Genomic DNA, 20,620 nt, shown 5'->3' on the forward strand with positions numbered 1-20,620 from the left:
TGAAAACGTATCAAGAACACATGATGGCTGTCCTGCGCGGACTCCTGATCGCCGCGCCGCTTCTCGCCGTCGCCCTTCCGGCGGCGGCGCAGAACCCGCTGCTGCCGGGGATCGGGGCGAAGGACCGGCGGGTGGTGGTGGACGCCAGCCACGCGCCGTGGAACAGCCTCGTCAAGGTGCAGAGCAATCTGGGCGCGCGCTGCACCGGCGTGCTGGTGGCGCCGCGCCGGGTGGTCACCGCCGCCCATTGCCTGCTGAACCGGGCGCAGCGCTTCCTGCCGGCCTCCTCCCTGCACGTCCTGTTCGGCTACGAGCGCGGGGAGTACCGGCAGCACCGCGCCGTCGCCGCGCTGGAGACCGGCGGCCCTTACGACAAGGAGAGGCGGCTCGACGGGCTGGTCGGCGACTGGGCGGTGCTGACGCTGGACGGTGACGCGCCGGAGGGCATGCCGCCGCTGCCGCTCGCCCGGGTCCCACCGGACGCCGGCACGCCGCTGATGCTGGGCGGCTACAGCCAGGACCGGGCGCACCTCGTCACCGCCGACACCGGCTGCGCCGCGCGCGGCATCAACGACACCGACCGCGGGCCGCTGCTGGTCCACGACTGCGACGGGACGCGCGGGGTGAGCGGGGCGGCGCTGCTGGTGCGCGTGCCCAGCGTGGATGGGGGCGCGGATGGGGCGGGGGAGGGCTGGGCGGTCGCCGGCATCGCGGTGGCCGCGGTCAGCGGCCCCAATCCCCGCAACATCGCCGTGCCGAGCGCCGCTTTCGTGGCCGCGGTGGAGGGAAATACGCCTTCTTTGCGGTGATGCACGGGCGCGGGGCAGCTTTGAGCGGTGGCGCCTCATTTTTTGCTAGGCCGTTGGACGTGAATCGCATAGACGTACGCGCGTTCAAGACCCCGTAACCGGAGCCGTACCGATGTCGATCCAGCGCTTCCATTCCGGACCGCGCATGAGCCAGATGGTCATCCACAAGGACACGGTCTATCTGGCCGGCCAGGTGGCCAACGATCCGACTCCGGACGTGGAGACGCAGACCCGCCAGATCCTGGGCCAGATCGACGCCCTGCTGGCCGAGGGCGGCTCCGACAAGAGCAAGCTGCTGTCCGCCACCATCTATCTGACGGACATGTCCACCTTCGGCGCGATGAACAAGGCGTGGGAAGCCTGGGTCGATACGGCCAACCCGCCCGCCCGCGCCACCGTGGAAGCGAAGCTCGCCGCGCCGGAGTATCTCGTTGAAATTCAGGTGACGGCGGCCAAATAAGCTGCGTAACGGGGCGACCCGGCTCCCTCGGTTGGGGTTTGCCGGCGTGGCCCACCAGACTGTGAGGGCCGCGTGCTTCGAAAAAATCCGGAAGGCTTGACCTTCCGGATTTACAGAACGTTAATCACGCCTTAACAGATCATCCGTAAAACCCCGACCAACCTCTGCCGCCGGAGCGGACGACCGTCGTTGCGCTTCGATAGCTGCGTTACAGTAATGGATTCGCAACATGCCGCGCCAAACGCCTCTTTCTGACATCCGGAACATCGGCATCATCGCCCACGTCGATGCCGGCAAGACGACGACCACCGAGCGCATCCTGTACTACACCGGTCGTAAGCACACGATCATCGACGTGCACGAGACGAAGGACCTGAAGTCCTCGACCACGACCGACTACATGGAGCAGGAGCAGAAGCGCGGCATCACGATTCAGTCGGCTGCCGTCTCGACCTTCTGGCGCGGCAAGAAGATCAACGTCATCGACACCCCGGGCCACGTGGACTTCACCATCGAGGTGAACCGCTCGCTCCGCGTGCTCGACGGCGCGGTCGTCGTGTTCGACGGCGTGGCCGGCGTGGAGCCGCAGTCCGAGACCAACTGGCGCCTCGCGGACAACTACAACGTCCCGCGCATCTGCTACGTCAACAAGATGGATCGTTCGGGTGCGAACTTCCAGCGTTGCGTCGGCATGATCAAGAGCCGCCTGAACGCCCGCCCGGTCTGCATCCAGGTTCCGCTGGGCTCGGAAGACAACTTCCGCGGCATGGTCGACCTGATCGAGATGAAGGCGTACGTCTGGTTCTCGGACGACAAGGACGCCAAGTGGGAGATCTGGGACGTCACCGACGATCTGGCGAGCAAGCTGAACCTGACCGTCAAGGAAGACCTCGACAACATCGACCTCATCCCGTCGCTGCGCACCGAACTGGTGGACACCGCGCTGGAGATGGACGAAGTGGCGATGGAAGCCTACCTGGAGTCGGGTGAGGAGCCGTCGCCGGACGTGCTGCGCGCCTGCCTGCGCAAGGGCACCATCACCAGCACCTTCACCCCGGTTCTCTGCGGCTCGTCCTACAAGAACAAGGGCGTCTGCCAGGTTCTGGACGCGGTCGTCGACCTGCTGCCGGCCCCGACCGACGTCGAGGCCATCAAGACGGTGGACGAGGACGGCAACCCGAACGGCGAGCGTCTCAGCTCCGACGAGGCGCCCTTCGCGGCGCTGGCCTTCAAGGTGTTGAACGACACCTACGGCTCGCTGACCTTCGTGCGCGTCTATTCGGGCGTGCTGACCAAGGGCATGTCGGTCCTGAACACCACCCGCGGCAAGCGCGAGAAGATCGGCCGCATGGTCGAGATGTTCGCCGCCCAGGCCAACCCGATCGAGGAAGCCCGCGCCGGCGACATCATCGCGCTCGTCTCCCTGCAGGAGACGGACACCGGTGACACGCTGTGCGACGCCGCCCACCCGGTGATCCTGGAGCGCATGCGCTTCCCCGACCCCGTCATCAGCGTCTCGGTCGAACCGAAGACCAAGGGCGAGCAGGAGAAGTTCTCCATCGCGCTCGGCAAGATGGTCCGCGCGGATCCGTCGCTGCGTCTGGAGACCGACCGTGAAACCGGTCAGACCATCCTGCGTGGCATGGGCGAGCTGCACCTGGAAGTGACGCTGGACCGTCTGCGCACGGAGTTCGGCGTGGAAGGCAACATGGGCAAGCCCCAGGTCGCCTACCGTGAGACGATCACCAAGCCGGTCGAGTACACCTACACCCACAAGAAGCAGACCGGCGGTTCGGGCCAGTTCGCCGAAGTCAAGATCGTCTTCGAGCCGCTGGAGCGTGGCGAGGGCTTCGTGTTCAAGGACGAGACGGTCGGTGGCACGGTGCCGCGCGAATACGTCCCGTCGGTCGCGAAGGGCCTGGAAATGCAGAAGGAAGAGGGCGTGCTCGCCTCCTATCCGACTGTGGACTTCCGCGCCCGCCTGGTGGACGGCAAGTACCACGACGTCGACTCGAACGCCCTGACGTTCGAAATCGCCGCCAAGGCCTGCTTCCGTGAAGCCCTCAAGCAGGCCGGCCCGATCCTGCTGGAGCCGGTCATGAAGGTCGAGGTCGTCACCCCGGACGATTACCTGGGCGACGTCATCGGCGACGTGAACCGCCGCCGCGGCACGGTGCTGGGCCAGCTCGAGCGTGGCACCAACATCGCCGTCGAGGCCCACGTGCCGCTGAACGAGATGTTCGGCTACATCGGCCAGCTCCGCGGCATGACCTCGGGCCGCGCGTCCTACTCGATGGAGTTCAGCCACTACGAGCCGGTGCCGCGCAACGTCACCGACGAGATCGTGGCGGGCCGCAGCAACAAGGCCGCCTGATAACGGGCTGCTGCTTTCAGGGGAAGGGGTCGGCGAAGCGATTCGCCGGCCCTTTTTCTTTGTCCGGCGGGAACTTTGCCGTGACCACCCCGGCGGGATGAGGGATTCTTCTTGCGGCGATACCACTTTCGGATCAGTGTTGCTGGTAAGTGACGCATCCCAGTTTTTGGGAATGACCCAGCGAATCTTCTTGCCCGTGGCCGTCGTGGCCCTTCTGCTCCTCGGCGCTTCCGGCCCCGGCTCGCGGGCTTGGGCAGGGCAGGAGGACGCGCGACTCGGTGGACTGTTCCAGGACCTGCAGGCCGCCGGCGATGCGGTCGCGGCGGAGGCGGTCGAGGACCGCATCTGGGACGTCTGGCTGGAGCATCCCAGCGACGACCTGATCGTGCTGATGCACCATGGCGTGCAGAGCCTGAACGCCGACCGCTACGGCGACGCGCTGGCCGCCTTCGATCAGGTGGTCGCCGCCGACCCGACCTACGCCGAGGGCTGGAACAAGCGGGCCAACGCCGAGTACATGCTGGGGGATTACGACGCCGCGGTGCGCGACATCCGCCGCGTGCTGGCGCTGGAACCGCGGCATTTCGGGGCGCTGGCGGGGCTGGGCCTCGTCTACCTCGCCATCGACCAGCCGGCGGGCGCGCTGCGCGCCTTCGACGCCGCCCTGGCCATCAACCCGCACCTCGACCGCGTTCGCCAGCAGGCCGCGACCATTCGTCTGCGCATCGCCGGATCGGCGCTGTAAGAGACGCGGATTTATAGTCCCTCCCTGAAAAACTTTTAATCCGCCCGCAAGCCCCCCGTGACTCGGCGCCCGCTACTTTGGGGGCAACGAACAACGCATGCCAGTCACGGAGAGCAACCGATGTCCACCCCCGCCAACGCCGGACGCGTCCCGCGGTCGAGCCGGGTGCGGCGTACCATCGCCGCCGTCCTCCTCGGCACCACGGTGCTGACCGGTCCGTTCCTGATCGCCAACCAGTCGACCGCCGCGGCCGCCGAAAGCGTCCTGACGCAGAATATGCCGGGCAGCTTCGCCGATCTGGCGGCCAAGGTATCGCCCGCCGTGGTGAACGTCTCCACCACCCAGCAGGCCAAGGCCGAGCGCGCCAACCCGCGCATGCCCGGCTTCCCGCCGGGGTCGCCCTTCGAAGAGTTCTTCCGTCAGTTCCAGGACCAGTTCGGCCAAAACGGCGGCCCAGGCGGCGGTCCCGACGATGAGTCCGAAGGCCAGCCGCGCGGCAAGGTCGGCTCGCTCGGCTCCGGCTTCATCATCGACGCGGCCGGCTATGTGGTGACCAACAACCACGTCATCGACGGCGCCGACGAGATCAAGGTCACGCTTCAGGATGGAACGGAGCTGCCCGCCACGCTGGTCGGCCGCGACGCCAAGACCGACATCGCGCTGCTGAAGGTGACCTCCGACAAGGCGCTGCCCGCGCTGGACTGGGGCGACAGCGACGCCGCCCGCGTCGGCGACTGGGTGATGGCCGTCGGCAACCCGTTCGGGCTGGGCGGCACGGTGACCAAGGGCATCATCTCGGCCCGCGGTCGCGACATCCACAGCGGTCCGTACGACGATTATCTCCAGCTCGACGCCGCCATCAACCGCGGCAACTCGGGCGGCCCGACCTTCACCCTGGATGGCCGGGTGATCGGCATCAACACCGCCATCTATTCGCCCAACGGCGGCTCGGTCGGCATCGGCTTCGCCATCCCGTCCAACATCGCCAAGCAGGTCGTCGCCCAGCTCAAGGAGAACGGTCATGTCGAGCGCGGCTGGCTGGGCGTGAAGATCCAGGAGATCTCGCCGGAGATCGCCGAGTCGGTCGGCCTGTCCCAGCCCAAGGGCGCGCTGGTCGCCGAGGTGACTCCGGACAGCCCCGCCGCCAAGGCCGGCGTGCGCCAGGGCGACGTGATCCTGGCCTATGGCGGCAAGCCGGTGAACACGCTGCGCGACCTGACCCGCCGGGTGGCCGACACCAAGGCCGGCGACACGGTGAACATGACCGTGGTCCGCAAGGGCAAGGAAACGACCCTGACCGCCCACATTGCGCCGCTGCCGGCCGAACAGCGCATGGCCGCCGCCGAGGGGGGCGGCCCAGCCGCCGAGAGCGCGGTGGAGACCGTCAACGGGCTGAAGCTGGCTCCGCTGGATGGTGCGGCCCGCAGCCGCCTCGGCCTGGGCGAGGGCGTCAAGGGCGTGATCGTCACCGCGGTGTCGCCACAGGCCGGTGATCTGCCCGTCCGTCCGGGCGACGTGATCGTCAAGGTCGGCGACCACAGCGTGACCTCCCCCGCGGAGGTGACCAAGAGCCTGCACGAGGCCGAGAAGGATGGCCGCAAGGCGGTCCTGCTGCTGGTCAACCGCGGCGGCAACGAGAGTTTCGTCCCGCTGAAGCTCGGCAAGGCGTGACTCGGGAAAACACCGGCGATCCTCATCGCCTCCAACGATCAGGGGCCGGTGTGATGGGGGAGGGTGTCCGCGGTGCGAGCCCCCGCCGCGCGGACATCCTCTCCCTTCGGTCCGTTTGGCCCTCCCCCTCCGCTGAGGGGCGAGGGCATTCATCTTTTGACCGTCGGAAGGATGCGGTAGTCTCATGCTCATGAAAGTCCTCGTCATCGAAGACGACCAGCAGGCCGCCTCCTATCTGGCCAAGGGGCTGAAGGAGGCCGGGCATGTCGTGGACGCCGCCAACGACGGCAAGGAGGGGCTGTTCCTGGCCGGCTCCGAGCATTACGACGTCATGATCGTCGACCGCATGCTGCCGGGCCGCGACGGGCTGTCGCTGGTCGAGATCCTGCGCGCCACCGGCAACGACACGCCGGTGCTGTTCCTCTCCGCGCTCGGCAGCGTGGATGACCGGGTGAAGGGGCTGAAGGCCGGCGGCGACGATTACCTGACCAAGCCCTTTGCCTTCTCCGAGTTGCTCGCCCGGATCGAGGTGCTGGTGCGCCGCCGCAGCGCCGCCCAGCCGCAGACCCGGCTGACGGTCGCCGACCTGGAGCTGGACCTGCTGTCGCGCACCGTCCGGCGGGCCGGCAAGTCCATCGACCTGCTGCCGCGGGAATTCGCCCTGCTGGAGTATCTGATGCGCAACGCCGGCAGCGTGGTGACGCGGACCATGATGCTGGAAAATGTGTGGGACTATCACTTCGACCCGCAGACCAACGTCATCGACGTGCACATCGCCCGCCTGCGCCAGAAGATCGACAAGGATTTCCCGACGCCGCTGATCCACACGGTGCGCGGCGCCGGCTACAGCCTGCGGGCGCCGCAGTGATGGTGCCGCGGTGATGGCGGCGGCCATGGTGGCGGGCCGGGGAGCGTGAAGGCGGCCATTCCCACCCTGCGCCTTCTGCGCACGACGCCGTTCCGGCTGGCCCTGCTGTATCTGGGGCTGTTCATCATTTCAGTCGGGGTGATCCTGGGGGTGGTCTACCGCTCCACCGCGGGCTTCCTGGAGGAGGAGATCGGCGCCACCATCGCGCTGGAGGTCGCCGGGCTTCAGGACCAGTACCGTAGCGCCGGCCTGCGCGGGCTGGTCGATTCCGTGCGCGAGCGCAGCGGCTATTCGCACACCAACTCCATCTACCTGCTGACCACGCCGGGCGGCGTCATCCTGGCCGGCAACCTGTCGGGCTGGCCCGACGCCACGCCGGAGCCGGGTGGCTGGACCCACTTCAAGATTTCGGACTATGGCGGGGTGAACAACCGGCCCTCCACCGCGATGGCGGTCAGCTTCGTCCTGCCCGGCCAGTTCCGCCTGCTGGTGGGCCGCGACATGAGCGAACTGGACCAGCTCCGCGGGCGCATGGTCGTGTCGCTGCGCTGGGTCTTCCTGGTGACGGTGGTGCTTGGGCTCGGTGGCGGCCTGCTGCTGGCGCGCGGCGCCATGCACCGGATCGAGGCGATCAACCGGACCACCCACCGCATCATGGCTGGCGACCTGTCGGGCCGGGTGCCGCGCGGCGGTGGCGGCGACGAGATCGACCGGCTGGCCGGCAACCTGAACGCCATGCTGGACCAGATCGAGCGGCTGATGACCGGCATGCGGCAGGTGACCGAGAGCGTGGCGCACGACCTGCGCACGCCGCTGTCGCGCCTGCGCTCCCGCGTCGAGCTGGCGCTGATCCGCGAGACCGACGACCCGGAGGTCTACCGCGCCGTGCTGCAGGACACGATCCTGGAGGCCGACCGGCTGCTCGCCACCTTCACCGCGCTGCTGTCCATCGCCGAGGCCGAATCCGGCGCCAACCGCAAGGCGCTGGAGCCGGTGCGGCTGGCCGACGTGGTCCGGTTGGCCGCCGACCTCTACGAGCCGGTGGCGGAGGAGAAGGGCTTGACTCTGGTCACCGACATCCGGGCGGAGCCGACCGTGCGCGGGAACGAGCAGCTGCTCGCCCAGGCGGTGTCGAACCTGCTGGACAACGCGATCAAATACACGCCGGAAGGCGGGCGCATCACGCTGCTGCTGGAGGGCGCCGCGCCGGGACAGGCCGCCCGCGTCACCGTGGCGGACAACGGTCCCGGCATCCCCGCCGACATGCGGGAGAAGGTGCTGGAGCGCTTCGTCCGGCTGGACGCCGCGCGAGCCTCGCCGGGGAACGGGCTGGGGCTCAGCCTCGTGGAGGCGGTGGCGCGGCTGCACGACGCGTCGCTGCGGCTGGAGGACAACGAACCGGGCCTGAAGGTCGGCATCGTCTTCCCGCCGGACGCCGGTTGAAGCCCACCACAAGAAAAGAGCCCGCCGTTGCCGGCGGGCTTTTGAGGTGACATCAGCGAGAATGACTCCTTGGCGTCAGACATGATATGGGGCGCCAACCGTCCGCGCGCATTCGGATAAGCGTATTAGCACGAAGGTGCTAGCGGAGTGGCGGTGCAACACTTTCCTGCGGGCGGCGTTTGTCCATCGGACCGGCATGCCGGTGGCAACACGGCGGGAAGAATCGATGGACGCGACCAGACAGGCCCCCATTCAAGCCCCCATTCAGGCCGGGCAGCCGGCGACCGCCGGGCGGAACACCGCGACCGAACTGAAGCTGTTCACCTGGAAGATGCTGATCGCCGCCGGCGTGCTGGGGACGCTGTTCCTGGCTTGGCAGGTGGCGGACGCGCTGCTGCTGGTCTTCGCCGGCGTGCTTCTGGCGATCCTGTTCCAGCGCATGGCCGGGCTGGTGCGGCGCTTCACCGGGCTGCCGCAGGGCTGGTCGCTCGGCCTGGTTCTGCTGCTGCTGGCGGTGGTGCTGATCGGCGGCGGCGTCCTGATGGGCCAGTCGGTGGTCAGCCAGTTCGACCAGTTCTCCCAGCAGATCAGCGGGGCCGTGCAGCAGCTTCCCGCTTCCTTGCGCGACCAGATCATGGAACAGGGGCGGGACGCCTCCTCCTGGCTGAACCGGCTGCAGACGGTGGCGTCGAGCGTGATGTTCTTCCTGGGCGATCTGGTGGTGGTGATGTTCACGGCCATCTATCTCGCCGCCTCGCCCGGCGTCTACCAGCGCGGCGTCATCCTGCTGGTGCCGCCGCGCGGCCACGAGCGGGCGCGGGAGGTGATGGACGTGATGGGCGACTCGCTGTGGAAGTGGCTGATCGGGCAGCTCTCGGCCATGGTCATCGTCGGCGTGCTGACCACCGCGGGCCTGCTGCTGCTGGGCATCCCGAGCGCTCCGGCGTTGGGGCTGCTGGCGGCACTCCTGGAGTTCGTTCCGCTGATCGGCCCGTTCCTGGCGGCGGTCCCGGCGATCCTCATCGCCTTCGCCCAGTCGCCGCAGGACGCGCTGTGGGTGGTGGTGCTCTACCTGGCGATCCAGCAGGTCGAGGGCAACGTCGTCATGCCCCTGATGCAGAAGAAGGTGGTGGACCTGCCCCCCGTCATCACCATCGCCGCCATCGCGGCGGGGGGTGTGCTGTTCGGGCTGATGGGCATGTTCCTGGCGACGCCCTTCGCGGTCGTCATGCTGGTTCTGGTCAACATGCTCTACATCGAGGACAAGCTGGGGGAGGGGCGGCACTTCCCCAGCGAGGACAAGGCGTAAGGAAGGGCTTGCTACCGCTTCTCTCAGGCCACCTCCGCCCCGGCCTTGGTGGCATCGGCGGCGGAGCGCAGGGGAAGCTCCTTCAGGAACAGGGTCAGCACGAAGGACACCACCGCCAGCCCGGCGGCCAGCAGGAACAGCGTGGAGAAACCGTGCTCGAACACCGACTGGGCGGCGTCGCGGGCGGCGGGGGGCAGGCTGGATAGGGCGGACGGGCCGCGCTCCATCACCTCGCGCCCGCTGATGCCGGGCAGACCGGCGGCGTTCAGCCGGGCCTCGACGTCGGCGGCGAAGACCGCGCCGAACACCGCCACCCCGACCGACCCGCCGAGCGAGCGGAAGAAGCCGACCGAGGCCGTGGCCGCACCCAGGTCGCGCCGGTCCACCGCGTTCTGCACGGCGACCGTCATCACCGGCATGACCAGCCCCAGCCCGATGCCCAGCGGAACCAGGATCAGCGTGGACCACAACCCGCTTTCCGATACGGTCGGCGACAGGCCGAGCGCCAGATACATCACCGCCGCCAGCGCCAGCCCGGCCAGCGGGAACACCTTGTAGCGGCCGGACTTGGAAATCAGCCGCCCGCCGCCGCCCGCGCCCAGCACCATGCCCAGCACCATCGGCAGCAACAGGAAGCCCGATGTCGTGGCGCTGGTCCCGGCGACGAGCTGCGAGCGCAGGGGCAGATAGACGATGCCGGCGAACAGCACCATGGCCGACACCGCCACCACCGGGTTGGCGACCGCCACCACCGGCTCCCGGAACAGGTGCAGCGGCAGGATCGGCTCCACCACCCGCCGCTCGTGCCACAGGAAGACCCCGAGCATCATGAGGCCCAGGACGCACAGCCCGAGGATCGTCGGGGAGGTCCAGGGCAGGGCCACCCCGGCGCGCGACACCACGAACAGCAGCGAGGTCACCGTGCCCATCAGCAGAGCGGCCCCGAGATAATCGATGGTCGGCTTCGCCCGTCCCGCCGGCAGGCGGTCGAGCGCCCGGCTGGTCATCAGCAGCGCCGCCGCCCCCAGCGGCAGGTTGATGAGAAAGATCCAGTGCCAGCTCAGTTGTTCGGTGAAGACGCCGCCCAACAGCGGCCCGGCCACGCTGGACAGGGCGAAGATGCCGCCGATGTAGCCCTGGTAGCGCCCGCGCTCGCGCGGGGCCACCACGTCGCCGATGATGGTGAAGGCCAGCGCCATCAGGCCGCCGCCGCCCAGCCCCTGGATGCCGCGGAACAGGATGAGCTGACCCATGCTTTGCGCCAGCGCGCACAGCACCGACCCGATCAGGAACAGGAAGATCGCCACCTGGAGCACCCGCTTGCGCCCGTAGAGGTCGCTCAGCTTGCCGTAGATCGGCGTGGTCGAGGTCGAGGCCAGCAGATAGGCGGTGACCACCCAGGGCAGGTTCTCCAGGCTTCCCAGGTCATGGGCCATGGTCGGCAGGGCCGTCGCGACGATGGTCTGGTCCATCGCCGCCATCAGCATGGCGAGCGCCACCCCGCTGAACACCCGCATGATCTCGCGGTGAGTGAAGACGGCGTGGTCGTTGGAAGCGTCGGTCATGGTCTCGGTTCGGGCCGGAATGAACGGTGGGGCGTACCATAGCCCCCGAGACGTTCCGCGCAAGGACTCCGCCATGAATGGCTGCTAATCTCCACTTCCGCCTTCCGGAATAGTCGCCGTAATCCGCCATGCTGAGCGTGCGCAACCTGTCCACAACCGTGCTGAAGCCCGCCAGTTTCCATATGGAGGCCGGCGAGTGCGTCGCCGTTCGGGGGAAATCCGGGTCGGGGAAATCCGTGCTGTTGCGCGCCCTGGCCGACCTCGACCCGTCGACCGGGGAGGTGCGGCTGAACGGTGATCTTCGGGAGAACATGCCCGCGCCGCTCTGGCGTCGTCGGGTGACCTACGTCGCCGCCGAGTCGGGCTGGTGGGAGGATCGGGTGGGCGCCCACTTCGCGCAGCCGGACCGCGCCGCCGCGCTCGCCGGTGCGCTGGGCCTGCCGGGGGAGGTGATGGACTGGCCGGTCGCCCGCCTGTCCACGGGTGAGCGGCAACGGCTGGCGCTGGTCCGCGCGCTGGTCCAGGGGCCGGAGGTGCTTCTGCTCGACGAGCCGACCGGTCCGCTGGACGCCGAGGCGACGGAGCGGGTGGAGGCGCTGCTGCGCGGCGAGCTGGCCCGTGGGGCCGGGCTGCTGATCGTCACCCATGCGCCGGAACAGGCCCGCCGCCTGGCCCAGCGGCATCTGCATGTGGCGGACGGCGTGGTGACGGAGGGGTAGGGCGATGCTGGTGACCCTGCATTACACCGACCTTGCCGTGGCGGCGCTGCTCCTGCTGGTCAACGGCGGCCTGTCCATGGTGCTGGATCTGGGGCTGGCGCGGCCGCTGCTGGTGGCGGCGCTGCGGATGGTGGTCCAACTGTCGCTGGTCGGGCTGGTGCTGACCCGGCTGTTCGCCCTGGAGTCGCCCTGGCTGACCCTGGGGGCGGCTCTGGTCATGCTGCTGTTCGCCGGCCAGGAGACGATGGCCCGGCAGGAGCGGCGGCTGACCGGCTGGTGGTCCTACGGCATCGGCACCGGGGCCATGGGGACGGCGGCGGGGATCGTCCTGCTGCTCGGCCTGTCCACCGCGGTGCGGCCCGACCCCTGGTGGGACGCGCGCTACGCCATTCCGATGCTGGGCATGGTCCTGGGCAACGCGATGAGCGGGGTGGGGCTGGCCCTCCACACCCTGACCGCGACGGCGGCGCGGGAGCGGGCGGCCATCGAGGCGCAGCTCGCGCTCGGCGGCACCCGCTGGACGGCCCTGCGACCCATCCTGCGCCACGCGTTGCGCACCGCGCTGATGCCGACGATCAACAGCATGGCGGCCATGGGTCTGGTGGCCCTGCCCGGCATGATGACCGGCCAGATCCTCTCCGGCGTCGATCCGGGGGAGGCGGTGAAGTACCAGATCCTCATCATGTTCCTGATTTCCGGGGCGACCGGGCTGGGCGTCCTGGCGGCGTCGCTGGCGACGGTGCGGCGGCTCAGCGACCGGCGGCACCGGCTGCGGCTCGACCGGCTGGTGCGTCGGAAGCAAGCGTAAGGAACCCCGACGGGCTCCCCGCCGTTGAACCCGTTTGGCATCCACCAACGGCGGCGGGGGAGCGGGTCATGGCGCACATCGTGGAAATCCGGAACGGCGCGATCATCGGCAATGACGAGGCCACCGACGAGTATCTGCCCGTCGGAACCCACATCGCCCAGGCCGACGGCTTCTATGTGAGCTTCGGCATGGATGTGGAAGGCCCCTACGCCCGCAATGAGGCCGAAGAGCGGCTGAACCACCTGAAGCGCGCCACCCAGGCGGATTTGGAGCGTCCGTGACGCTGCTGACTTTGCCCCCTCCCTAACCCTCCCCCGCTTCGCAGGGGAGGGGACCGATCTCCCTCCCCTGCGTTAGCGGGGGAGGGCCGGGGTGGGGGCAAGTCCTTCGCTACGTCGCTTCCGTCTCCGCGTCGCGGCGCTCCAGACTGGCACGCACGGTGCGGCGCAGGTCGTCGGGCTGGATGGGCTTGTGCAGCAGGGCGCATTGCGCGCCGGCGGCCTCGCGCAGCCGGTCGGACGAGGTGTCGCCGGTCAGCAGCACCCCCGGCAGGTCGGGACCGAAGCGGCGGCGCAGCGTGTCCATCAGCATCAGCCCGGTGTCGCCGTCCGGCAGGCGGTAGTCGGTCAGCACGAGGTCGGGGACCAGCGTGCCGTCCACCAGCTCCAGCGCTTCCGCCACCGATCCGGCCTCGGTCACCCGGTAGCCCCAGCCGTCCAGCATCAGGGCCAGCGCCATGCGGATCACCGCGTCGTCCTCGACCAGCAGGACCGAGGCGTCGCCGTCCGCTTCGCCGCCTCCCGCGGCGGAGTGGTTCGGCGAGTCGCCGCAGTGTCGCTCGTCGAGAATGGCTCCCTGGGGCAGGGTTACGGCGAAGCAGGACCCCTTGCCCGTCGTCGAGGTCACCTCGATGGTGCCGCCCAGCATGTGGACGAGGCGTCGCGCGATGCTGAGCCCCATGCCCAGCCCCTCCCGCCGGTCACGGGCGGCGTTGCCGATCTGGTAGAAGTCCTGGAAGATCCGGTCGAGCTGGTTTTCCGGAATGCCGATGCCGGTGTCCCACACCTCGAACCGGAGGGCGCCGTTGCGCCGCCGCGCCCCGAACAGAACCCGGCCCTGCCGGGTGTAGCGGATGGCGTTGGTCAGCAAATTGCGCAGCACCCGCTCCAGCAGGCCGCCGTCGGTGCAGGCGCTCAGCCGCACCGGCACGGTGCGCAGCGTCAGCCCGGAGGAGGCGGCGACCGCCCGGAACTCCCCGTGCAGGCGCTCCATGATCGACCCCACCTCCACCGGTGCGCTGTGGGGGGTGACGAGACCGGCCTCCAGCTTGGAGATGTCGAGCAGGCAGTCGAGCAGCCCGCCGAGCGAGGCCACGGTGTCGCGCAGTTGGGTGGCGATGCGCCGCGCGTCCTCCGGGATCGGTTCCTTCAGCAGCAGGCCGGACAGCAAAGTCAGGGCCTGGGCCGGCTGGCGGAGGTCATGGCTGGCCGCCGCCATGAAACGCTCCTTGGCGTCCAGCGCCACGTTCAGGTCGCGCTCCATCGACTTGATGGCGGAGATGTCGGTGACGCTGGACACCACGGCCTCGGGCCGTCCATCCGCGCCCGGCACGGGGTGGCTGGAGACGCGCAGCCAGCGGGTGGGGGCCGCCGCCCCGTCGCCCTCGGCGATGCCGACGATCTGCTCGACCACCGGCTTTCCGCTGTCCACCGCCTTGGCGGCGGGCGGCAGTCCGGTCAGCCGGGCGCCATCGGCGCCGATGAAGCGCCGCCGGGCCGCGCGGCCCGTCCGATCGCCCGGCTTGCGGCTTTCGAGGGGGCGGGCAAGGGGATCGAGCAGCACGCCCGCCGGACCGGTCATCAACCGCTCCGCCATGGCGTTGGCGACCATCACCGCGCCGTCCACCGACCGCATGACAAGCCCTTCGGACAGCGATTGGACCAGCGTGCGGTGCCGCCGCTCGCTCTCGGCCAAAGCCCGTTCCGCGGCGCGGCGGGCGGTGACGTCGCGGAAGGCCACCACCGCCCCGGTGATCGCCCCGTTCTGGAGGATCGGCGAGACGGTCAGCTCCGCCACGAAATCCTCGCCGCCCTGGCGCCGCAGGCGCCCGTTCGCCACCTGCCGGACCAGCCCGTCGGCCAGCGACAGCGTCAAGGCGCGCCGGCTTTCCTCCTCCGCGCCGCCGCCGATCAGCGCGGCGAAGGGGCGGCCGACCAACTCGCTGGCGCCGAAGCCGGTCATCGACTGGGCCGCGGCGTTCACGAAGGTGACGGCGCCGCGCGCGTCCAGACCGCAGATTCCGTCGGCCACCGCCTGAAGGATGTGATGGTAGGCGGCACGGGTGCGCTCGGCCTCGTCGCGGGCGCCCTGAAGTTCGCCGACCCAGGCGTTGCGCTCCGTCACGTCGGTGATGGTCAGCAGGACGTCGCCCTTGTCGACACCGTCCGGCCCGGCCTCCAGCTCGACGAGCCGGGCGTCGGTCAGCCCGTCGATGGCGCTGTGGGCGCCGACGAACGTGTATTCCTGGCGCGTCCACTGCCCGGAGTCGCGCAGTCGGGCCAGTGCCGTGAACAGGCGGCCGTGATCCAGCGACTCCACCATCAGGGTCAGCGGGCGGCCTTTCAGCCGGCGCAGCGGCAGGCCGAACTGCCGTTCCGCGGCGACGTTGGCCTCGCAAATGATGCCCGCGGCGTTGACGGTGAAGCAGGCCAGCGGCACCGACTGGAACAGCTGGAGATACTGGATGCGCGAGGCTTCCAGCGCCTGCTGGGCGGTGCGCAGCTCCTCGTTCTGGATCTCCAGCTCGGCCTGATGGACGTACAGCTCGTGCAGGACTTCCTTAAGCGTGGTCGCCGAGACCTCCGCCCCTTCGAAGCCGCCCGAGTTGAGTGCCTGTTCCGCGCGCTTGCGAAGCCGTTCGTTGCGGAAGCCGTTCACGCCGCGCCTCCGGCCGCCGGGTCCTTGGCGGCGAACGGCCCGGACGTCGTCTCGCCGTTCCGCCGTCCGCTCGCGCGCAGTTCCATCCGCTTCCGGTTGGTGATGTCGATGTGGCTGACCACCGCTCCCCCTGACAATCCGGCCAGACGACAGGCGTGCATCATGAACCAGCGCTCCTCCTTTTCGGAATGACAAGGGTATTCGATGGTGAACCGCTCGATGTCGCCGGACAGGATCCGGCGCAACCCGTCGTTCACGGCACGGGCGATGTCCTCGCCTTCGGTTCCTTCCTCGGCGCTGCAGACATCCAGATAATTGGTACCCGGACCGCAACGGTCCAGCACCGGCGCGCCGTTCTTCTCGCCAAACATGCGCCAGGCGTGGTTGACCATGGTGATGGCGCCGTCGGAATCGATGACCGCCACATGCTCCGGCAGGCTGTCCAGAACCGTTTGGAGGCGATGCTCCGCGGCCTTGGCGGCGGTGACGTCCACGAAGGTGACGACCACCCCGGCGACCTGGTTCTTTTCGGTCAGGTAGGGCAGGATCCGCGTCTGGATCCAGCGATCGCCGCGCACCGGGACATGGCGTTCCACCGGCGTGTGGTCGTGGAAGACCCGTTCGATGTCCTTGAGGAAGTCCGGATAGTCGATGTTGGTCGACAGGTGCGAGATCGACCGCCCGACGTCGCGCGGGATGATGTTGATAAAGCGGGCCGCCGCCGGGGTGAAGCGCCGGATCACCATGCCGCTGTCCAGGAAGACCGTGCCGATCTCGGTGGAGCGCAGCAGGTTGTCCAGGTCGTTGGTGACCTCCGTCAGCTCCTCCACCTTCGCCTGATACTCGGCGTTGACGGAATACAGCTCTTCGTTGACGGACTGCAACTCTTCGTTGGTGCTCTGCAACTCTTCGTTGGAGGCGAGAAGCTCCTCGTTGGTCGCCTGGAGTTCCTCGTTGGCGGTCTCCAACTCCTCGATGGTGGCCTGGAGGTTCTCGCCCCGGGAGAGCAACTCCTGCTCCAGCCCGCGGATGCGCTCCGCGGTGTCGGTGTCGAAGTCGAAGTCGCTGTCCGGCAAGGCCAGCGCCGGGGCGCTGGGGTCGAGCACGATCAGCGCGAAGCGCCGGCCGGTCTTGCGGGCGACGAAGGGCTTGACGCGCAGGCTGACGGCGGGCAGCCCTTCGCGGTCCTTCACCGGGATGTTGGACAGGGCGAATTCCTCGCCGGAGCGGAAGGCCCGCGTCAACGCGGTCCCCACCACCATCGAAACCGAGGAGGGCAGGAGCTTCAGCGCGTTCAGCGTGGCCTCGCCCGGCGGCACCTTCAGGATGGCCGACGCCTCGCCGAACACGTGCATGATGTTCATCTGCTCGTTGACCAGCAGGCTGGGCGGCACATAGGCCCGCATCAGGGTTGAGATCGCCTCGTCGATGGCGGCCCCTTCCTCCTGCGCCTGCGACATGGTCTCGTCGCCGTGGCGGTGCACCGGCGCGGCGACGGTGGGGACGAGCAGCCGCGACAGCCGGTGGGTTCCGGTGCGCAGGCTCTGGAACAGCTTGTTCCGGCTGTCCAGAACGTGGAACTCCGCCGACAGGTCTCCCAGCGTCTCGCTGGTGCCGAGGAACAGGAAGCCGCTCTGCCGCAGCGCGTACTGGAACAGGCTGAGCACCTTCCGCTGAAGCGGCGAGTCCATGTAGATCAGCAGGTTCCGGCAACTCACCAGATCGACCTTGGTGAAGGGCGGATCGCGCATGATGTTGTGGGCGGCGAAGACCACCATGCGGCGGATGTCGCGCGACACCAGATAACGATCGCCGCGGGCGGTGAAGTAGCGGGTCAGCCGGTCGTGCGAGACGTCCTCCGCGATGGAGCGCGGGTATTCCCCCTGGCTGGCGATTTCGATGCTGTCCTGGTCGATGTCGGTGGCGAAGATCTTGACGTCGAAGGACCGCCCCATCCGCTCCTGCGCCTCGGCGAACAGGATGGCGATGGAGTAGGCCTCTTCGCCAGTGGCGCAGCCGCAGACCCAGACGCGCACCATGTCGGTGGGGCTTCGCTTGGCCAGCAGGGTGGGAATCACCTTGTCGGCCAGGGAGGCGAAGGCGCCCTCGTCGCGGAAGAATCGGGTGACGCCGATCAGCATCTCCTTGTAGAGGCTGACCGCCTCGGCGCTGTTGCGGCGGAGCAGGGCGGCGTAGTCGCTCATCGAATCGAGGCCGGCGGTGTGCATCCGCCGTTCGATCCGGCGCAGCAGCGTCGCCAGCTTGTAATGCGAGAAATCGACGCCGGTCACCGAGCGGATGGCCGCCACGATCTGCGCCAGCGGATCGTTGTCGCGGTCCTGCGGCTTGGCGGGGGCGGGCAGGTTGCGGGACAGCACCCGGCTGGCGTGTTCGATCAGGCAGCCCGGCAGCTTGTCCGGCGTCTTCACGGCGTCCACCTGCCCGGTGGCGATCGCGCTGCGCGGCATGCCGTCGAACTGGGCCGATTCGGGGTCCTGCGCCGCGGCGAAGCCGCCCGCCGACTTGATCGCCAGAAGCCCGCGCGTCCCGTCCGACCCGGTGCCGGACAGCACCACCCCGAGCGCCCGCGGCCCCTGGTCCCTGGCCAGAGCGGTGAAGAAGATGTCGATGGGCAGGCTCATGCCGCCGGCGGCGTCCTTGGCGGTGAGGATCAGACGCCCGTCCTCGATGGCCAGATGTTTGGCGGGGGGCAGAAGATAGACGGTGTTGCGCTCCACCGCCATGCCGTCGGCCGCCTGCACCACCGACATGGCGGTGTGCTTGGCCAGCAGGTCCACCATCAGGCTTTTGTGGACCGGCGACAGGTGCTGGACGACCACATAGGCAAGGTCGCTCTCTCCCGGCACATTGTCGAAGAAGCGCTGGAGCGCTTCCAACCCGCCGGCGGAGGCGCCGATGCCGACGATGCAGCAGACCCGATCCTGGTCCTCCGGATAGGGACCATAGACGGAAACCGTTTCCTCACCCTCCTCGGGCTGCGTGGTGGCGTCGGCGATGGGATGATCGTTGTCTTCTGGTTCCACGGAGCACTTCAGGTCTGCGGGAGTAAAGGACGGCCTACTGAATTATTTGCCGTCTGACCGTGACATTCAAACCCTCGCGCGCGCGGCGCCTTTCCTTTTCCGTGCGCACCGGCGGCTTTGAAACGGCGAAGAGTCCAGCGGCTATATAGGAAGCCTCCATGCCGGTCAATCCGGACAATCGGCTCCTTGAAGGGGTGCGCGGCGTCGGCATTCCAAAGATCAGGCCCGGGATGGAGCGCGCGCTGTTTTGAACGTTGCGCATATGACCAATGGATTCTTTTTCAGTTCATTTAACGATGTTCGATTTCGGCTTTCCCTCATCGAGGAATTGAGACTTTCGAATGTGTCGTGGTTTTCCATATTTATTCTTTTCGATGTTGTGAGATCGAGTGCCTGAATTCGTTGCGTGATGGGGCGCCTTTCCTTTTTTCCCGAGCCGCGTTTGGTGGCGGGGGTGAAAGATAGAAATCGATGGGATTTGCTACCAGCGCACAGCTTACCCAAAACGTATGATGTGATACGGGCACAACACTGTGCAGGATCTGTTGCCTCGTTCGCTTATGTCGCTTTACGCGATTGGTGCTTTGCGCAATCTTTAATCCGTAGCCACTAATCACGAGAAACGTAGGAAAGGAGTGCGCCAGATGGAGCGCGAGGACGAATGTGCTCTCGACCGATATATCGCGGCGATTCCGCTTAGCCTGAGAGTAGTGGCCAGGGCTGCTTACGAGGAGCTGTCGAACAATCCCTTCCTGCCGGTCTTTTCGAAGGACGAAATCGCGCGGTTGGTCTGCTCACCAGGATTTCAGAGTTACTTGGAAAGTGAAAACCGGGCCAGCGCCGGTTCGCTGATGATGCTCTGTTCGGCGGGGCTTGCGACGCGCCATTGACGACGCTCCATAGACGGCGCGCTTTCGTCACGGCGCAACGCAGCCACTTTTCGCAGGCCGGCGGTCGTTCCGCCGGCCTGATCTTTGTGCATACAAAAGTCTTCTGAAGCGATACGAGGCCGCGAACTGAAGTCAAGTAACTATACTCATAGCCGGAATTGTGTTGCGGATGCTTCCATGTCGTACTAGAATTAGTGGTAGAAACGACTGTTTTCATAGAATTTGGATTAACCAATATGGGCGCGAAAAAGCCGAAGTCGAAATCACTCGTCGCCAGAAATGCGCAGAGAGGGCGGTTGTTCGCTCTAAGGGCAACCCCAGCTGCGGGGGCCGCCGACCGTATCGAGGATGTGCTGAAAGTCGCGGGGGCCGTTCCAATTGTGCCTCGGATTGCGTCGCCCGAACAACAGCGCAAGGCGAACCAACTCTTTAGCCACCTCTCCAAGTCGGTCAAAGAGACCGGATGGGAAGTCTACAGGAAGGCCGATAGCCCGCTTCGACAAAAAACCACAGCCAGTCAGGTCGTTGCCAGCGCTTCTAAGTTGGCCGAGGGGTCCGGCTGAAAGATTTGTAAATCAGGCGGCTGAATATGAAGAAAATCAATATTCCCTTGGCTGGGTCGCGCGCTCAAATAATTTGCTCACGGCATGTTACGAGAGATTTCCTTTCAGAGCGCGCGAAGATCAATCCTGAAGGCCGAAAGATAATTGAGTATCTTGTTGAATCGTTTGATGGCCGCCCCGAAAGCAGGCGTGATATTCTTTTTCCGTCTACACCTGTTGGAACCGCTCACGTCCGCTATAGAAGCGGTTACTACATCTTTTTTCAACGCTTCAACGCTGCCCAACCGCTCCGATACCAGATCAAGCTCTGGTGGTGCGGAACCTACACGGTCAAATCCGGCAGGCTAAGGTTCGACTTCGAAAAACTGGATGAGTAACGGGCGGCCAACAGCCGCTTTGCCGCCCGAACGATGCG

17 protein-coding genes are annotated in these 20,620 nt (G+C 67.4%); 14 read left to right on the forward strand and 3 right to left on the reverse strand.

Annotated elements, in window-relative coordinates; all coding sequences use genetic code 11:
• Positions 1–23: 23 nt before the first annotated feature.
• From AC1DVI_RS02265 to AC1DVI_RS02300, 8 genes are all read left to right on the forward strand, one after another.
• Positions 24–809: a trypsin-like serine peptidase gene (locus AC1DVI_RS02265; protein ID WP_476956592.1), complete on the forward strand. Its 786-nt coding sequence runs from the start codon at positions 24–26 to the stop codon at positions 807–809.
• Between the two features lie 112 nt (positions 810–921).
• Entirely contained in the window at positions 922–1,269 is a 348-nt protein-coding gene (locus AC1DVI_RS02270; RefSeq protein ID WP_014240903.1) for a RidA family protein, read from the forward strand.
• Positions 1,270–1,498: 229 nt separating this feature from the next.
• Entirely contained in the window at positions 1,499–3,643 is a 2,145-nt protein-coding gene (gene fusA / locus AC1DVI_RS02275) for an elongation factor G (RefSeq protein ID WP_476956593.1), read from the forward strand.
• A 196-nt stretch (positions 3,644–3,839) separates the two neighbouring features.
• Positions 3,840–4,388: a tetratricopeptide repeat protein gene (locus AC1DVI_RS02280; protein ID WP_476956594.1), complete on the forward strand. Its 549-nt coding sequence runs from the start codon at positions 3,840–3,842 to the stop codon at positions 4,386–4,388.
• 120 nt (positions 4,389–4,508) lie between these two features.
• Positions 4,509–6,059, forward strand: a complete 1,551-nt coding sequence (locus AC1DVI_RS02285) for a DegQ family serine endoprotease (protein WP_476956595.1) — start codon at positions 4,509–4,511, stop codon at positions 6,057–6,059.
• Between the two features lie 190 nt (positions 6,060–6,249).
• Positions 6,250–6,927: a winged helix-turn-helix domain-containing protein gene (locus tag AC1DVI_RS02290; RefSeq protein ID WP_109070631.1), complete on the forward strand. Its 678-nt coding sequence runs from the start codon at positions 6,250–6,252 to the stop codon at positions 6,925–6,927.
• Between the two features lie 45 nt (positions 6,928–6,972).
• Entirely contained in the window at positions 6,973–8,370 is a 1,398-nt protein-coding gene (locus AC1DVI_RS02295; RefSeq protein ID WP_476956596.1) for a sensor histidine kinase, read from the forward strand.
• A gap of 226 nt (positions 8,371–8,596) precedes the next feature.
• Entirely contained in the window at positions 8,597–9,679 is a 1,083-nt protein-coding gene (locus tag AC1DVI_RS02300; protein WP_476956597.1) for an AI-2E family transporter, read from the forward strand.
• A 23-nt stretch (positions 9,680–9,702) separates the two neighbouring features.
• On the opposite strand, the gene AC1DVI_RS02305 is transcribed toward AC1DVI_RS02300, so the two are convergent.
• Positions 9,703–11,244, reverse strand: a complete 1,542-nt coding sequence (locus AC1DVI_RS02305) for an MDR family MFS transporter (protein ID WP_149163284.1) — start codon at positions 11,242–11,244, stop codon at positions 9,703–9,705.
• A gap of 128 nt (positions 11,245–11,372) precedes the next feature.
• Between AC1DVI_RS02305 and AC1DVI_RS02310 the strand changes: the two genes are divergently transcribed.
• The 3 genes from AC1DVI_RS02310 (at position 11,373) to AC1DVI_RS02320 (ending at position 13,052) form a co-directional block, all read left to right on the forward strand.
• Positions 11,373–11,963: an ABC transporter ATP-binding protein gene (locus tag AC1DVI_RS02310; RefSeq protein WP_476956598.1), complete on the forward strand. Its 591-nt coding sequence runs from the start codon at positions 11,373–11,375 to the stop codon at positions 11,961–11,963.
• 4 nt (positions 11,964–11,967) lie between these two features.
• Positions 11,968–12,771 carry an ABC transporter permease gene (locus tag AC1DVI_RS02315; protein ID WP_476956599.1) on the forward strand — a complete coding sequence of 268 codons (804 nt, stop codon included), beginning with the start codon at positions 11,968–11,970 and terminating at the stop codon, positions 12,769–12,771.
• Between the two features lie 68 nt (positions 12,772–12,839).
• Positions 12,840–13,052 carry a hypothetical protein gene (locus AC1DVI_RS02320; protein ID WP_014240891.1) on the forward strand — a complete coding sequence of 71 codons (213 nt, stop codon included), beginning with the start codon at positions 12,840–12,842 and terminating at the stop codon, positions 13,050–13,052.
• Between the two features lie 109 nt (positions 13,053–13,161).
• Here AC1DVI_RS02320 and AC1DVI_RS02325 read toward each other — a convergent pair whose 3' ends face one another.
• Together AC1DVI_RS02325 and AC1DVI_RS02330 are read right to left on the reverse strand one after the other, a co-directional pair.
• The gene (locus AC1DVI_RS02325; protein WP_476956600.1) at positions 13,162–15,708 is read right to left on the reverse strand and encodes a hybrid sensor histidine kinase/response regulator; all 2,547 of its coding nucleotides are present in this window, start codon (positions 15,706–15,708) and stop codon (positions 13,162–13,164) included.
• Positions 15,705–18,752, reverse strand: coding sequence for a chemotaxis protein CheB (locus tag AC1DVI_RS02330; RefSeq protein WP_476956601.1), 3,048 nt, complete (start codon positions 18,750–18,752; stop codon positions 15,705–15,707). The genes AC1DVI_RS02325 and AC1DVI_RS02330 overlap by 4 nt, the downstream gene beginning before the upstream one ends.
• 644 nt (positions 18,753–19,396) lie before the next feature.
• Here AC1DVI_RS02330 and AC1DVI_RS02335 point away from each other — a divergent pair.
• From AC1DVI_RS02335 to AC1DVI_RS02345, 3 genes are all read left to right on the forward strand, one after another.
• Positions 19,397–19,642: a hypothetical protein gene (locus AC1DVI_RS02335; protein WP_476956602.1), complete on the forward strand. Its 246-nt coding sequence runs from the start codon at positions 19,397–19,399 to the stop codon at positions 19,640–19,642.
• A 236-nt stretch (positions 19,643–19,878) separates the two neighbouring features.
• Positions 19,879–20,205, forward strand: a complete 327-nt coding sequence (locus AC1DVI_RS02340) for a hypothetical protein (RefSeq protein ID WP_476956603.1) — start codon at positions 19,879–19,881, stop codon at positions 20,203–20,205.
• Positions 20,206–20,231: 26 nt separating this feature from the next.
• Positions 20,232–20,582, forward strand: a complete 351-nt coding sequence (locus tag AC1DVI_RS02345; RefSeq protein ID WP_476956604.1) for a hypothetical protein — start codon at positions 20,232–20,234, stop codon at positions 20,580–20,582.
• Positions 20,583–20,620 lie beyond the last annotated feature (38 nt).

It is taken from the genome of Azospirillum sp. P4_B5, from assembly GCF_056402275.1.

What these genes read in the sequence shown, in the direction of transcription:
- AC1DVI_RS02310 (WP_476956598.1), top strand. Translation starts at nt 11,373, where the DNA reads ATGCTGAGCGTGCGCAACCTGTCCACAACCGTGCTGAAGCCCGCCAGT.
- AC1DVI_RS02270 (WP_014240903.1), top strand. Translation starts at nt 922, where the DNA reads ATGTCGATCCAGCGCTTCCATTCCGGACCGCGCATGAGCCAGATGGTC.
- AC1DVI_RS02300 (WP_476956597.1), top strand. Translation starts at nt 8,597, where the DNA reads ATGGACGCGACCAGACAGGCCCCCATTCAAGCCCCCATTCAGGCCGGG.
- AC1DVI_RS02335 (WP_476956602.1), top strand. Translation starts at nt 19,397, where the DNA reads ATGGAGCGCGAGGACGAATGTGCTCTCGACCGATATATCGCGGCGATT.
- AC1DVI_RS02290 (WP_109070631.1), top strand. Translation starts at nt 6,250, where the DNA reads ATGAAAGTCCTCGTCATCGAAGACGACCAGCAGGCCGCCTCCTATCTG.
- AC1DVI_RS02305 (WP_149163284.1), bottom strand. Translation starts at nt 11,244, where the DNA reads ATGACCGACGCTTCCAACGACCACGCCGTCTTCACTCACCGCGAGATC.
- AC1DVI_RS02265 (WP_476956592.1), top strand. Translation starts at nt 24, where the DNA reads ATGGCTGTCCTGCGCGGACTCCTGATCGCCGCGCCGCTTCTCGCCGTC.
- AC1DVI_RS02285 (WP_476956595.1), top strand. Translation starts at nt 4,509, where the DNA reads ATGTCCACCCCCGCCAACGCCGGACGCGTCCCGCGGTCGAGCCGGGTG.
- AC1DVI_RS02345 (WP_476956604.1), top strand. Translation starts at nt 20,232, where the DNA reads ATGAAGAAAATCAATATTCCCTTGGCTGGGTCGCGCGCTCAAATAATT.
- AC1DVI_RS02315 (WP_476956599.1), top strand. Translation starts at nt 11,968, where the DNA reads ATGCTGGTGACCCTGCATTACACCGACCTTGCCGTGGCGGCGCTGCTC.
- AC1DVI_RS02340 (WP_476956603.1), top strand. Translation starts at nt 19,879, where the DNA reads ATGGGCGCGAAAAAGCCGAAGTCGAAATCACTCGTCGCCAGAAATGCG.
- AC1DVI_RS02320 (WP_014240891.1), top strand. Translation starts at nt 12,840, where the DNA reads ATGGCGCACATCGTGGAAATCCGGAACGGCGCGATCATCGGCAATGAC.
- fusA (WP_476956593.1), top strand. Translation starts at nt 1,499, where the DNA reads ATGCCGCGCCAAACGCCTCTTTCTGACATCCGGAACATCGGCATCATC.